Origin of the sequence: Clostridium acetireducens DSM 10703, assembly GCF_001758365.1 — a bacterium.
Classification (GTDB): Bacteria; Bacillota; Clostridia; order Clostridiales; family Clostridiaceae; genus Clostridium_C; species Clostridium_C acetireducens.
The window spans coordinates 54,127-67,855 of record NZ_LZFO01000004.1; the positions used below are offsets into that span (position 1 = coordinate 54,127).

The window sequence follows — 13,729 nt, forward strand, 5'->3', positions numbered from 1 at the left end:
ACTAAAAACAGCCTTTTAAAATTCTAATTCTTGATTTTTTCTTTGAATTTTAAATAAAGTTATAATAGATATCCATACTAATAAAGCAACTAAAACATATATCCAAAATATTGAATTTAAAAACACATTAATGCCATACACTAAACTTATTGCTAATAATTGGATTAAAACTTGAAAAAACATAATAAAATTTGAAATTTTGCTATTAAATATATAATTATCAGAAAAATCATAAGCTAATACTAAAATAGCTAAATTTAAAACTGTAAATGCCAAGATATTAGTAAACTCTGTATTTACTAATTTAATAATATAACAAGGTATAAACGCAATTACACCTATAAAAAATCCTTTTATAATTATACTATTTTTATTTTCTTTTAAAATATTGCTATTAATTATTAATGGTTTATAACTAAAATTTTCCGTTTCATATTGAAAAATCAATGCTATAGATGAAGCTACTGCTGTTATAACATTTATATACAATATATAAAATGGATTTATTAATGCTTGATTATTAAATACTAAGCACATGAAAACAAATGAAATTTGTGCTGCACAAATTGTATATAAATACAAAATTATTTTTTTTAGTACATTAATTATTTTTCTGCTTTCTTTTAAAACTTCTAAAATGTTATAAAAATCCACATCTTTTAAAGCTATATCAGAAAGATTTTTTACTATATTACTTTTTCCAGAAGTTACACCTACATCTGCAATTTTAAGTGCTGGTAAATCAGTAATTCTAGTACCTTGTATAAGTATTTTAGCTCCATTATCTTTAAAAAACTTTGCTATTTTTGCTTTATTATTTGAATTTATTCTAGAAAACACACTGATAAAACCTAAATTTCTATTTAGCTCATCTTCCGTCATGTTGTCCATTTCTATTCCAGATAAAACCTGTTTCTGCTTGTCTAAAAGTCCAACATTTTTGCCTTGAGCAAAAGCTGTAATTTTATTATCTTCTGTAATAATTACAGGCTTTATTCCTATAGACTTACACTCTTGAATAACTTCCTTAGCATCAATTTTTTCAGGATTTTTAAATCCTGCTATACCTACAAAAACTAAATTACTCTCTATATTTTCTTTTAAACTAGGCTCATAATTAAAATCTCTATATGCAAATCCAATAACAGATAAAGATTCATAAGACATTTTAATATCTGCTTTTTTTATATTTCTAATATCTTCTTCTGTTATAGGCATTTCTACTCCGTTTTTTACAATATAAGTACATTTACCAAGTAAAGTATCTAATGCCCCTTTTACATTAGCTCTATATTTATTATCTGCTTTTTTATTTATAGTGGTCATTATTCTTCTTTCTGTATCAAAAGGAATTTGTAAAATTCTTTCCTGTTCTAATTCTAATTCTACTTTATTTATAGAGTTCTCTATACCATATTGAAATAAAGCTATTTCCATTAAATCTTGTTTGGGATTTACAATTTCATTTTCATTAAATTTAGTATCATTACAAAGCAATCCTATTTTTAACATCCTTTGTATATTACTATTTAATTTATAATTTTTATCTTCTATTAATCTAACTTTTTCTTCGTATATATCAATGTATTGTTCGCTGGAATACACCTTTTCTAATTTCATTTCTTCCTCAAATAAAGAACCTATTTTATCCAAACATATTACTGATATTTGAGATAATGTCTCTAATGTAGATAAATTTTTAAAATGAACACCTCTTTTTTTCATATTATTAAATATTATTTTAAACATTAATAATATTATTAAATTTATACCTTCAGGTACAGATGCTGTTAAAAATAATAATGTAAATAATAAACTGCTACTAAAATTCACTCCAAATGTAATTAATATACCAAAACAAACTAATGCTAGCATTAAAGACACTATAGCTAATTTATTAATTATTTTTGTAATTTTTTTATTTAACAAGTTTTTTGTATTTTTTTCTTCAAAAAGCATACTTATAATATTAGCTATTTGAGTATCCATGCCTGAAGTTATAACTATGCCTGTAGCACTTCCATCTAACACTACAGAAGATCTAAATAGTATATTGCGCATTTCAGATAAACTTAATTCTTTTTCTTCTATTTTTGTTTCATACTTTTCTACTGTGTATCCTTCTCCTGTTACTGCACCTTCTACAACTTTTAGACTATTGCTTTCTATTATTCTTAAATCTGCTGGTACAATATCTCCTTTTTCTAAAAATACTATATCCCCTACTACTAATTCTTCAGAAGGTATAACTATATTTCTTCTATCTCTAATCACATTACATTCTTTAGAATCTATTCTTTGAAGCTCACTTAATCTTCTTTCATCTTTATATTCATATGAAGACATAATAATAGCATTTAATACTGCCATAATAAATAAAATAATAGAACTTATTGAATTAAATTTAAAATATAATACTACTGATATAACTATAATAACTAATGTCCATAATTGTATTAGTGCTTTTAAAAATAAAATTATAAAGCTTTTACTTTTAGGAATCATTATTTCATTTTTTCCACATTTCTTTCTCATTTTTTCTATTTGATTATATTTAAGACCTGTATATATATCACTGTTTAATTTTCTTACTACCTCTGTCCAAGTTTCATTACACCATTTAGACATATTAATACCTCCAAAGTTTAAAAGAAAAATTGCTACACTAATTATATTATAAAAAAGAAACAATTTCTATTGATTTCCTACTTAATAATCGTATTAAATATAAAAGTCTTTAATTTTTTATCTAATATCAATTTTATCTTTTATCTTTTGGAATGTTTTTTCACCTATTCTATCTATTTTTTTTATATCTTCTATAGAAGAAAAGTCTCCATTTTTTTCTCTATAATCAATTATCTTTTGTGCAGTAACATCTCCTATACCTGGTATAGTTTTAAGCTCTTCCTTAGAAGCCGAATTTATATTAACTACTATTTCATCTTTGCTATTAGGTGATATACTAGATCTAGACTTACTTGAACTATTTTTGTCATCTACATATACGTATTCCTCATCCTTTAATTTTTTTGCTAAATTAATCTTCAAATTATCTGCATTTTCTGTAAATCCTCCTGACTTTTCTATTAAATCTTTTACTCTGCTTCCATCTTTAAGAGCATATACTCCTGGTGATTTAACTTGACCATTTATATAAACTGTAATATTCTTATCTACTTTTTCATTATTTACTATATTATTATCTACAAACATATCTTTAGATTCTAAATTTTTATTAGGTTTTGATATAAAATATCCTACAATTAAAAACATAAAAAATACTGCTAATATAACTATAGATCCTATTAGTTTTTTTCTTTCTCTTAAATTCATGTAATATACCTCCATATTATTAAATTTCTATTTATTGTAATTATTAACAATTTTCTAAAATTTAATGTGCATTTACTTAATTTTTTTGATATAATATTCGTAACAAAATAGTTGGGAGGCGAATATGAAAAAAACAAAAGTTATATTAACAATTTTTATACTTTCTATTTGTTTATTTCCATTTAGTGTATTTGCTCAATCTGTAGAACCCAAAGTATCTGCTGATAGTGCTGTATTAATGGATGCTACTACTGGAGAAATTTTATATTCAAAAAATGCAGATAAAGCTTATCCACCTGCATCTACAACTAAAATAATGACAGCACTATTAACTTTGGAAAGATGTAGCTTAGATGATACAGTAACCATAGGAAAAACTCCTCCTTTAGCAGAAGGTAGTAAAATTTATTTAATAGAAGGTGAAAAATTAAAAGTAAGAGACTTATTATATGCTCTACTACTAGAATCAGCTAATGATTCTGCTGAAGCTTTAGCTGAACATATAAGTGGAAATATAAGTTCTTTCGCTAAAGAAATGAATTCTCGTGCAAAAGAACTAGGATGTGAAAATACTAATTTTGTAAATCCTAGTGGCTTATATAATCCAAATCATAAAATCTCCTCTAAAGATTTAGCCCTTATTATGAGAGAATTAATGAAACACCAAGAATATAGTCAAATAGCTAAATCATTAAATTATACAATTAAACCTAGTAATAAATCAAAAGAACCTAGATACATATGGAATAAAAACAAGCTAGTAATAAAAGGCTCTAAATATTATCTTGAAGACTGTGAAGGTGGTAAGACAGGATATACCATTCAATCGCAACATTCATATGTAGCTAGTGCTTGTAGAAATAATCATAGAATTATAGTAGCACTAGTACATGATAAGAATAAAACTTTTTTTGAAGATTCTTTTGAATTATTTAACTATGGTTTTAATAACTTTGAGCTTGTTCGTTTATGTTCAAAAGGAGAAGTAATTACTAAATATACAAATGAAAATTTAAATATACCTTTAGTAGCTGCAGAAGATTTTTATTACATTCGTAAAAAGGAAAATTGCAAATCTCCAAACTTTGTATTATCAAGAGGAGGAACTAGCTTAGCTTCCAAATCTTTTAAATCTGGTGATACAGTATTAAATGCAAATATAGTAATAGACAATAAATCTATAGGTACTATAAAATTAAATAGTGGTAAAGACCACAAAATAAATTCTGTTAAACAGACTATGCTTAGTTTTTCTAATAATACTATAATTTATTTAATCCCTATTGCATTATTATTATTATTAACCGCAGGATATTTGCATAAAAAAATGAATTAAAAATAATAAGCCCAGCAATATAAATAGAGTTTGTAAATAAGTCATTTCATTAAGACATTCTTATAAGAAAAAACAAAAAAACTCCTACCCAATTTCTGCCCCGTCCTTGGGGCAGAAATTGGCTCATCACGTCCTGTGATGAATTACGGAGTTTTTTTATTTTTTCTTATAAGAGTGTTTAAAATTCATTCAAATTATTTACAAACTCTATTTATATTGCTAGGCTTATTATTTTTATACAGATTATTTTTAATTCATTTTTTCATGCAAATATCTCAATTTAAATTATAATAATATATTATAATTTTGTAACAAATTTTTTGAAGTGCGAAAAAAATCCTCCTTCAATGTCAAATTATCAATTACCAACTAATTCATCTCTTAATATAGCCATATCCTCTGGTAATTTTGATTCTATTTCTATAATTTTACCTGTTTTAGGGTGAGGAAACTTTAATCTATAGGCATGTAAAGCCTGTCTTTTTATAAAATCACAATCTTCTTTTATACCATATAAAGAATCTCCATATATAGGATGACCTATATGGCTTAAATGAACTCTTATCTGATGAGTTCTTCCTGTTTCTAAAGTTAACTTAACTAATTCCCCCTTAGCATAACTTTCCAATACTTGAAAATGAGTTATACTTATTTGTCCTCTTTTATCTACTACTCTTTTTATTCTATCTTCTTCTGGTCTATAAATAGGCAAATTTATAGTACCTTTATCTTCCTTTAATTTTCCATGAACAATTGCTAAATAACTTTTTTCAAATTCCTTAAAATTCATATCTCTAGATAAAGCCATATGAGCAAATTGATTTTTTGCTATTATTATAAGTCCAGAAGTATCCATATCTAACCTACTTACTAATCTAACTATACAATTTTCTCCTTTTTCTCTAAAATAATATATTAGTCCATTAGCTAATGTACCTTGAGGATGGCTCCTAGTCGGATGAACTACCATGCCTGATTTTTTATTTACAACCATTACATCTTCATCTTCGTATACTACATCTATATCCATTTTTTCTGGTTCTATGTTTTGACTTTCATTTTTTACTATATCTAATTCTATTAAATCGTGTTTCTTTAAAATATAAGACATCTTTATTTTATTTCCATTTACATATATTCTTCCTTCTCTTGCTGCTCCTCTAATTAATCTACTAGATAATTTTTCAACTTGCTTTAAATAATCTCTAATTTTAATACAGTATTCTTCTTTTTCAATTTTAAATATAAGTTTATTTTTACTCATATGAAACTCTCCTAATAAAGTAAATTGGTGAGAAACATAAATTTTCTCACCAATTTATTATATATTAATAATTTTTAATTTTAAAGTAATTATTCTACTAATGCTATAATTTCTACTTCAACTGGTGCATCTTTTGGTAGTTTTACTTCTACACAAGATCTAGCTGGTAAATCTCCTTGAAAATATCTTCCGTAAACTTCGTTAACTGCTGCAAAATTATTCATATCACTTACATATAAAGTTGTTTTTATAATATTATCAAAAGAAGTTCCTGCTTCTTCAAGTACAGCTTTAACATTTTCCATTGCCCTTTCAGTAGCTTTCTTTATATCGCCTGTTACTAATTCTCCTGTTTCAGGATTTAAAGGAATTTGACCTGATGCAAATAAAAAATTTCCAACCTTTACTGCTTGTGAATAAGGTCCTAATGCTGCAGGAGCTTTTTTAGTACTAATAATTTGTTTTTTCATTTTACATCCTCCTATTTTACACATTTTTCTTTTATAAATTTATTTTATATTAATTGCTAGAAAAATCAAAATCATCTCCTAGCAATACTATTATATCAAATTTTTCATCTTTAAACTCTCTTTTTTCAACATTTTTTATAAAAAACTCATCTTTTATTGTCGAAATTTCATCTTTATTTATATTACAAACTATTATTTTTGAATTCAATGTATTTTTACCATTTCCAGTAAATACATTTATATATCCTTTTTCCTTTAATTTAGCAGCATACCTTGCTGCTAATCCATTTTTATTAGTACCATTTAACACTTGAATATTTAATTTTTCTTTATCAAAACTTTCTGTGTATCCACTAATTAAATTTCTTATTAATTCTTTATTTTTTTCTTTTTCATATATAAAATAAGAAGAACCATTTATATATTTAGTATGCCCTTTTAAAATAGTCATATTTATATTTTCTTTTTCCACTTTCATAAAAGCATATCCATACTTAACAATATGTTCAGGCTCCATATTAGTTTCTACATATTTAGGTATTGTAGTAAGTATAGAAGGTATTTTAGTTATTATTAATGGGCTTTTAATCTTTTCTAAAACTTTACTTATAAATTCCTGCTGGTTTTTTATTCTACCAATATCTCCTTCTGCTAACCCTGTCCCATCATTATTTTTTCTCCATCTAAAAAATTCTTCTGCTTTTTTTCCATCTAAATGTGCTACTTCACCTTTTTTAAAATTAATACTTAAATTTTGAGCAGGGTCATCGTAATACATATTATTTTTTATCTCTATATCTACGCCACCTATACTGTTTATTATTTCTCTAAAGCCTTTGTAATCTAATTTTACATAATAATTTATAGGGACTTGTATTAATTGTTGAACAGAATCTATTAAATAGCCAGGTCCCCCTAAAGCATGTGCTACATTAATTTTTTGTCTATTGCCTTTTAAATATATTAAAGTATCTCTAGGTATTGAAACTATATTTATTTTTTTTTCCATAGGATGATAATTTACAAGAATAATTGTATCTGTTCTTTTAGGATCCAAATTAGAATTTGCTTTAGGATCTCCTATATCTACACCCATAAGAAGTATATTTACATTATCACTGCTGCTTTCTATTGGAGTAGTATTTATTTCCCCTTCTCCTACTTGAGATTTATTATTAAACGTTTTTAAGTAAAAATAAAATAAACTAGCAGTTGTAATTATAAGTATAATCAAAATCCATATAGGTGATAAAAATTTTTTATTTTTATTTTTATGTGACATTAATTTCACCTACTAATTTTATAAATAATGTAGTTTCTAGCTTCTACAGTATCTGTATGCAATATTTCTCCTTTATCTATTACAAACTTTATTGTTTTATTAAAAGATTCCAACAAAGCTTTATCTAAATCCTGATATACTACCTTTCTTATATCTGTTACTCCTGGAAAATTTCTAAGAGGTTCAATATAATCTGCAATATAAATTATTTTTTCTAATATACTCATATCTTTTTTACCTGTTGTATGGTACCTTATAGCATTTAGCACATCATCATCTTCTACTTCCATTTTTTCTTTAGCTATAATAGCTCCAACTATTCCGTGCAATAATTGAGGATTTTTTTCACAAGCATCATTAATAGTGTACCCATGACTTTTGGCTATATTCAACAATTCTTCATTATTTAAATTTTTTGCACAATCATGAACAAGTCCTGCTATTCTAGCTTTATCTATACAGGCTCCATATTTTTCTGCAAGTTTAATAGCTGCACCCCTTACACTAACACTATGTTCATATCTAGTAGGTTTTAAATTATTTTTTAAATATTCTTGTATTATTTCTTCACTCCACATCCCTATCACTCCTAAGCTAAAATATATTAATAATATAAATTATGTTTATTAATGAATTTATAGACATTATACGGCACTAAGTAACTAATATTTTCATTTTGCTTTATTTTTTTTCTTATGTCAGTAGAAGATATTTCTAAAAGAGGAATATCTAAAAAGAAAACTTTTGTGTTATATTTTTTTTCTATATTGTTTTTTTGCTTATATATTTCTTCTTTAGTATATCCTGGTCTATTAAATACAACAAAATTACAAAGCTGAAGAACTCTACTTGGATTTTTCCAATTATCTAAATCCATTAAACAATCTACTCCTACTATAAAATACCACAAAACATTCTTTTTTCCCAAATTTAATTTTTCTAAAGTTTTATATGTATAACTACAATTTTTATTTTTTACTTCATAATCACTTACTTCAAAACACTTTTCACCTTTTATTGCTTCCTCTACCATTTTATATCTTATATCTGCATCTGTTATATCATTACAATTTTTATGCGGTGGATTTCCAGAAGGCATAAATATAACTTTATCTAAATTTAAATTATAAAGAGCTTCATAAGCCACATGAATGTGGCCATTATGAATAGGGTCAAATGTCCCTCCAAAAAGGGCTTTTCTCTCCATTGTCTCTCCTCCATCTTGTCTATTTATTTAATGCTTCATTATTTAGGTAATTCTATTTTGGATTTTTTCTTAGATTCTCTATATAAAACAAATTTATTTCCAATGCATTGTACTGCTTCACAGCCTAATTGGCTACATATAGCCTCTGAAGCTTCTCTAGCAGTATAAAAACTATTTTTAAGCACAGAAATCTTTATAATTTCTCTAGCTTCTAATGCCTCATCTATTTGCTTTAAAAAATTATCTTCTATACCTTCTTTTCCTACTTGAAATATAGGTGATAACTTATTTGCTAGTCCTCTTAAATAACTTCTTTGTTTACTTGTAATCATACTTTTCCTCCTATAGCACAAACTCAAATTCAAAATCGTTTAATCTTACATAGTCTCCATCTTTTATTCCCATTTCCATTAATTCATTTAATACACCTTTATTTCTTAGAACCTTATGAAAATATCTTAATTCATCTGGGTCATTTACATTTACACTAGCTAATAACCTATCTACAAAACTTCCTTCTACTACATAGATATTGCTTTCCTCGCCTTTTTCTACTTTTATAGTATAAGTAAATTTCTTTTCTTGTGGAATATATCTCTCTTTATCATCTATCTCTAAATCAGTAATAGGAATTGTATTTAAAACTCTAGCTGTTTCTTTCATTAAATCATCAATTCCCTTTCCAGTAGCTGCAGATATTTTAAAAATTTTATCATATCCTAACTTTTTTAATTTTTCTTCAAATTCCTTAAATACATTATCATCATATAACATATCGCTTTTGTTAGCAGCTATAATTTGAGGTCTATCCCAAAGCTTAACACTATACTTCTTCAATTCATCATTTATCTTTAAGAAATCTTCATAAGGATCTCTGCCTTCTATACCTGATATATCTACTACATGAATTAACACTCTAGTTCTTTCTATATGTCTTAAAAAATCAATACCTAAACCTACACCTTCTGCTGCCCCTTCTATTATTCCAGGAATATCTGCTATAACAAAATTTTTTATATTGGGCACACTTACTACTCCAAGATTAGGTTTTAAAGTAGTAAAATGATAATTAGCTATTTTAGGTTTAGCTTTTGTAACCTTTGACAATATAGTGGATTTTCCTACATTAGGAAAACCAATTAATCCTACATCTGCTAATAATTTAAGTTCTAATTTAATCCACATTTCTTCCCCTGGCATACCTGGTTGGGCAAAATTAGGAGCCTGTCTAGTAGGCGTAGTAAATTTAGCATTTCCTTTTCCGCCTTTTCCACCACGAGCTATAATACACTGTTCTCCTTCATGAGATAAATCAGCTATTATTTTATTGGTTTCTGCTTCTCTTACTACTGTACCCATGGGAACTTTTATATATAAACTTTCTCCATCCTTACCATAAGATCTTGATCCAGAACCATTTTGTCCTTTTTCTGCTTTATATTTTCTTTTATATGTAAAATCTAGAAGAGTAGTCATGCTAGGATCTGAAACTAGTATAACGCTGCCTCCCTTTCCTCCGTCTCCTCCATCGGGACCTCCTAAAGGTACATATTTTTCTCTTCTAAAAGATACAGCTCCATCTCCTCCATCTCCAGATTTTACAAATATTTTTGCAATATCTATAAACATATTTATGTTCCCACCTTTTCTTTAATTTTTAATAAAATTAATTCTATATGCTTTACTGTTATCATAATAGCAAGTATATAATTCTAAATCTACTATATCTATTTTTTCCTTATTCCAATTTTCCATCCAATTAATTTCATCTAACATTCCTTCATCGTCAGATATTAAAAGGCTTTGTCCTAAATCATCATGAAATATATATATATAAACACATTCTGTGCCGTTATTCTCTAATTCATTAAATATATTATTTACCAAAGTACATTTTTTATCATAACTTTTTTCAAAAATATTAAAATTAAAAAATTCTATTTCTATATCTATATCAAATTTTACATCATTTCTAATTAATTTTCTAATATTACTTTCTATACATAAAGCAAAGTTATTGTCTCCTAGATTATATATTTCACTTATAGCTTCGTTAATTTCACTAATTTTATTAATATACGTACAGGCTTTATCAATTTTATTTGTTTGTATATATCCATATATAATCTGAATATCATTCATAAAATCGTGCCTTTGTTTTCTAATTAAATTAATAAAATCACCCAGATTATTCATAATAACCCTCCATTTTTGTTTTAAAAAAAGCACCCCTCTGTATTAGGGTGCTTTAATTTTAACTTATTCAGCTAATGCATTTTCTACATCTACAGGATAAACACTTGCTTTTTTCTTATCTTTTCCCAATCTTTCGTATTTTACTACTCCATCAATTTTTGCAAATAAAGTATCATCTTTACCCTTTCCAACATTGTTTCCAGGATGAATTTTAGTACCCCTTTGTCTAACAAGTATATTTCCTGCTAAAACAAATTGACCGTCTGATGATTTAACACCAAGTCTTTTAGCTTCACTATCTCTTCCGTTTCTTGAGCTACCTACTCCTTTTTTGTGAGCAAATAACTGAAGGTTCATAACTAGCATAGGTTACACCTCCTCTATCTTCACTTTTATATATTTACCATAGTTTGCTTCCACACTTTTAAGTCCTAGTAATATAGTTTCCATTAAAACTTGAGCTTTATCTATATCTTTAGAAGAACAACTGCTTAAATCTATATTTAAAAATCCATCTTTAACATTCAATTGACAAGGAATTTTTAAAACTTCTGTAATGCCATTTGCTATAGTTAATGAAATTCCAGATACAGCACTACATACCATATCATATCCTTCATCAACAAAATTAGCATGCCCCTCTAATTTATAACTCAAAATTTTATTTGATTTCTTTTTAAAAATTACATTAATCATAACTATGCATTAATCTTTTCTATTTGTAATTTAGTATATGGTTGTCTGTGTCCTTGTTTTTTTCTGTAATCTTTTTTAGCTTTGTATTTAAAAACTACAACTTTTTTGCCTTTTCCCTGCTTTAATACTTTTGCAGTTACTTTAGCTCCTTCAACTACAGGTTTTCCAACAACTAACTCTCCATCTTCCTTACCTACTGCAAGAATTTCGTTAAGTTCAACTACTGCATCAACATCAGCTTCTAATTTTTCAACGTATAAAACGTCTCCTTCTTGAACCCTATATTGTTTTCCTCCAGTTTTAACTACTGCGTACATTAAAAACACCTCCTCTATCCAGTCTCGCCAGCTGGGGTATGTATAATAAAAATCACACAATTTTTAACCCTTCGTGTGCGGTCTACAAAAGCCATTGTACCACATCTAAACTTCTTTGTAAAGAAATTTTTAGTCACTAAATAATAGCTATATATTAGGATATACTTTATATTTTTCTAATTTTTTTATTTGATTTTTGAAAATAAGAGGCTCTACTTTAAATACTTCATCTAACTTTTCAAAATTTAAATACACATTCTTATCTAAAGCATTTATGTTTTCAATAAAACTATCTATATTTTTTTGTATAGGTATTTTATAGTAATCATCTAATATTATGTATATATCTTTTGCATTATCTTTTATTTTAAATATGTCATTTTTTATTAAAAATTCTATATAGTCTAACCTTAATAATTTTCCTCTGCCTTTACAACATATGCATTTTTCTTCTATATAATCATCTATAGATTTTCCTAAATTCTTTCTTGCAATTTGAACTAAATTTAATTCTGTAAAAGGGTATATAACCGTTTTATTTTTATCATCAATAAAGCCCTGTTCTAATTTAGATAATACATCTTTTTTTTCTTCTTCATCTTTCATATCTATAAAATCTATAACTATTATGCCTCCTAAATTTCTAAGTTTGATTTGTTTTACTATTTCCTCTGCTGCCTGCATATTAGTTATAAAAACAGTCTTTTTTATAGAATTGTTTTTAACATTTTTACCAGAATTAACATCTATAGTATACATAGCTTCTGTTTTATCTATAACTATATATCCTCCACATTTTAATGGAACTTTATTATTTCTCAATGCTACTATTTCCTTTTCTATACCATAACATTCAAATAAATCTCTATTATCAGTATGAACATCTATATCTAAACCTATTTCTTCTTTATCAGATATAAATTTCTTTATATATTCTGCATCATCTATATTATTAGTATGAACAATGTACGTTTCTTCATTTAATATATCTCTTAAAGCTTTGCCTAAAATTCCTCCATTATCAAATAATAATTTAGGTTTCAATGAATATTTAAAATTTTTAAATATTTCCTTATACACTTTGTAGATATTTTCTATTTCATTATTTATATTATCTATGCCAGCTATAACAGCATTAGTTCTTATAATTACTCCTACATCATTAGGTTTTTTTATATTTTTAGCTGCATACCTTTTAAAATCTTTATCTTGTAATTTCTTTGAAAAAGATAATCGTCTGTCTAAAAAAGTTAATACTGCATATCTTCCTGGTATACTTATTGCATTAGTAACCTTTGCACCTTTTTTACCGAAACCTTCTTTTAAAACTTGTACTAATACTTCTTCGCCTTTTTTTATATTAGTATTTTTGAATTTATTATCTAAATACATATAACAATTTTTATTATATCCTATATCTATAAAAGCACATTTTATAGCAGGAATTATATTTTTAACTATTCCTTTATATATTTCTCCTGGCAAAGGTTTTTTAACTTTTTCCTGTATTAAACATTGTTTTAATTTGTTATTATCTTTAATAGCTATTCTTAAAATACTCTTTTGTCTATCAATAAATACCTCTCTCATAATTATCTTAACCTCACTAACATTATTAAAAAATA

15 protein-coding genes are annotated in these 13,729 nt (G+C 25.9%); 1 reads left to right on the forward strand and 14 read right to left on the reverse strand.

Translation table 11 applies throughout. The features are described 5' to 3' along the window. Positions 1-15: 15 nt before the first annotated feature. Both CLOACE_RS01955 and CLOACE_RS01960 read right to left on the reverse strand, forming a co-directional pair. Positions 16-2,628: a cation-translocating P-type ATPase gene (locus CLOACE_RS01955; RefSeq protein WP_070109365.1), complete on the reverse strand. Its 2,613-nt coding sequence runs from the start codon at positions 2,626-2,628 to the stop codon at positions 16-18. A gap of 117 nt (positions 2,629-2,745) precedes the next feature. Next, positions 2,746-3,336 (reverse strand): helix-hairpin-helix domain-containing protein, encoded by a 591-nt coding sequence (locus CLOACE_RS01960; protein ID WP_070109366.1) that lies wholly within the window; start codon positions 3,334-3,336, stop codon positions 2,746-2,748. A gap of 124 nt (positions 3,337-3,460) precedes the next feature. Between CLOACE_RS01960 and CLOACE_RS01965 the strand changes: the two genes are divergently transcribed. Further along, positions 3,461-4,672, forward strand: a complete 1,212-nt coding sequence (locus tag CLOACE_RS01965; RefSeq protein ID WP_070109367.1) for a serine hydrolase — start codon at positions 3,461-3,463, stop codon at positions 4,670-4,672. 358 nt (positions 4,673-5,030) lie between these two features. Here CLOACE_RS01965 and CLOACE_RS01970 read toward each other — a convergent pair whose 3' ends face one another. The 12 genes from CLOACE_RS01970 to CLOACE_RS02025 all read right to left on the reverse strand — a co-directional run bounded on the left by CLOACE_RS01970 (position 5,031) and on the right by CLOACE_RS02025 (position 13,694). After that, entirely contained in the window at positions 5,031-5,936 is a 906-nt protein-coding gene (locus CLOACE_RS01970) for an RluA family pseudouridine synthase (RefSeq protein ID WP_070109368.1), read from the reverse strand. A gap of 89 nt (positions 5,937-6,025) precedes the next feature. Then, on the reverse strand, positions 6,026-6,406 hold the full coding sequence (locus CLOACE_RS01975; RefSeq protein WP_070109369.1) for a RidA family protein: 381 nt from the start codon (positions 6,404-6,406) through the stop codon (positions 6,026-6,028). 49 nt (positions 6,407-6,455) lie between these two features. After that, positions 6,456-7,688: an LCP family protein gene (locus tag CLOACE_RS01980; protein WP_070109370.1), complete on the reverse strand. Its 1,233-nt coding sequence runs from the start codon at positions 7,686-7,688 to the stop codon at positions 6,456-6,458. A gap of 5 nt (positions 7,689-7,693) precedes the next feature. Continuing rightward, a complete protein-coding gene (gene yqeK / locus CLOACE_RS01985) occupies positions 7,694-8,266 on the reverse strand; it encodes a bis(5'-nucleosyl)-tetraphosphatase (symmetrical) YqeK (protein WP_070109371.1) in 573 nt (190 codons plus the stop codon). A gap of 26 nt (positions 8,267-8,292) precedes the next feature. Next, a complete protein-coding gene (gene nadD / locus CLOACE_RS01990) occupies positions 8,293-8,895 on the reverse strand; it encodes a nicotinate-nucleotide adenylyltransferase (protein WP_070109372.1) in 603 nt (200 codons plus the stop codon). A gap of 38 nt (positions 8,896-8,933) precedes the next feature. Beyond that, positions 8,934-9,227 carry a ribosome assembly RNA-binding protein YhbY gene (gene yhbY / locus CLOACE_RS01995; RefSeq protein WP_070109373.1) on the reverse strand — a complete coding sequence of 98 codons (294 nt, stop codon included), beginning with the start codon at positions 9,225-9,227 and terminating at the stop codon, positions 8,934-8,936. A 10-nt stretch (positions 9,228-9,237) separates the two neighbouring features. Next, a complete protein-coding gene (obgE, locus tag CLOACE_RS02000; RefSeq protein ID WP_070109374.1) occupies positions 9,238-10,524 on the reverse strand; it encodes a GTPase ObgE in 1,287 nt (428 codons plus the stop codon). A gap of 21 nt (positions 10,525-10,545) precedes the next feature. Next, on the reverse strand, positions 10,546-11,091 hold the full coding sequence (locus CLOACE_RS02005; RefSeq protein ID WP_070109375.1) for a Spo0B domain-containing protein: 546 nt from the start codon (positions 11,089-11,091) through the stop codon (positions 10,546-10,548). 63 nt (positions 11,092-11,154) lie between these two features. Then, the gene (rpmA, locus tag CLOACE_RS02010; protein ID WP_070109376.1) at positions 11,155-11,457 is read right to left on the reverse strand and encodes a 50S ribosomal protein L27; all 303 of its coding nucleotides are present in this window, start codon (positions 11,455-11,457) and stop codon (positions 11,155-11,157) included. A 3-nt stretch (positions 11,458-11,460) separates the two neighbouring features. Further along, positions 11,461-11,787, reverse strand: coding sequence for a ribosomal-processing cysteine protease Prp (locus tag CLOACE_RS02015; protein ID WP_070109377.1), 327 nt, complete (start codon positions 11,785-11,787; stop codon positions 11,461-11,463). Positions 11,788-11,789: 2 nt separating this feature from the next. After that, positions 11,790-12,104 carry a 50S ribosomal protein L21 gene (rplU, locus tag CLOACE_RS02020; protein ID WP_070109378.1) on the reverse strand — a complete coding sequence of 105 codons (315 nt, stop codon included), beginning with the start codon at positions 12,102-12,104 and terminating at the stop codon, positions 11,790-11,792. Positions 12,105-12,251: 147 nt separating this feature from the next. Next, on the reverse strand, positions 12,252-13,694 hold the full coding sequence (locus CLOACE_RS02025; RefSeq protein WP_070109379.1) for a ribonuclease E/G: 1,443 nt from the start codon (positions 13,692-13,694) through the stop codon (positions 12,252-12,254). Between the last annotated feature and the right edge of the window lie 35 nt (positions 13,695-13,729).

Excerpts from the sequence above, each read along its gene's own strand:
- CLOACE_RS01955 (WP_070109365.1), bottom strand. The coding sequence starts at position 2,628 with ATGTCTAAATGGTGTAATGAAACTTGGACAGAGGTAGTAAGAAAATTA.
- CLOACE_RS01960 (WP_070109366.1), bottom strand. The coding sequence starts at position 3,336 with ATGAATTTAAGAGAAAGAAAAAAACTAATAGGATCTATAGTTATATTA.
- CLOACE_RS01965 (WP_070109367.1), top strand. The coding sequence starts at position 3,461 with ATGAAAAAAACAAAAGTTATATTAACAATTTTTATACTTTCTATTTGT.
- CLOACE_RS01970 (WP_070109368.1), bottom strand. The coding sequence starts at position 5,936 with ATGAGTAAAAATAAACTTATATTTAAAATTGAAAAAGAAGAATACTGT.
- CLOACE_RS01975 (WP_070109369.1), bottom strand. The coding sequence starts at position 6,406 with ATGAAAAAACAAATTATTAGTACTAAAAAAGCTCCTGCAGCATTAGGA.
- CLOACE_RS01980 (WP_070109370.1), bottom strand. The coding sequence starts at position 7,688 with ATGTCACATAAAAATAAAAATAAAAAATTTTTATCACCTATATGGATT.
- yqeK (WP_070109371.1), bottom strand. The coding sequence starts at position 8,266 with ATGTGGAGTGAAGAAATAATACAAGAATATTTAAAAAATAATTTAAAA.
- nadD (WP_070109372.1), bottom strand. The coding sequence starts at position 8,895 with ATGGAGAGAAAAGCCCTTTTTGGAGGGACATTTGACCCTATTCATAAT.
- yhbY (WP_070109373.1), bottom strand. The coding sequence starts at position 9,227 with ATGATTACAAGTAAACAAAGAAGTTATTTAAGAGGACTAGCAAATAAG.
- obgE (WP_070109374.1), bottom strand. The coding sequence starts at position 10,524 with ATGTTTATAGATATTGCAAAAATATTTGTAAAATCTGGAGATGGAGGA.
- CLOACE_RS02005 (WP_070109375.1), bottom strand. The coding sequence starts at position 11,091 with ATGAATAATCTGGGTGATTTTATTAATTTAATTAGAAAACAAAGGCAC.
- rpmA (WP_070109376.1), bottom strand. The coding sequence starts at position 11,457 with ATGCTAGTTATGAACCTTCAGTTATTTGCTCACAAAAAAGGAGTAGGT.
- CLOACE_RS02015 (WP_070109377.1), bottom strand. The coding sequence starts at position 11,787 with ATGATTAATGTAATTTTTAAAAAGAAATCAAATAAAATTTTGAGTTAT.
- rplU (WP_070109378.1), bottom strand. The coding sequence starts at position 12,104 with ATGTACGCAGTAGTTAAAACTGGAGGAAAACAATATAGGGTTCAAGAA.
- CLOACE_RS02025 (WP_070109379.1), bottom strand. The coding sequence starts at position 13,694 with ATGAGAGAGGTATTTATTGATAGACAAAAGAGTATTTTAAGAATAGCT.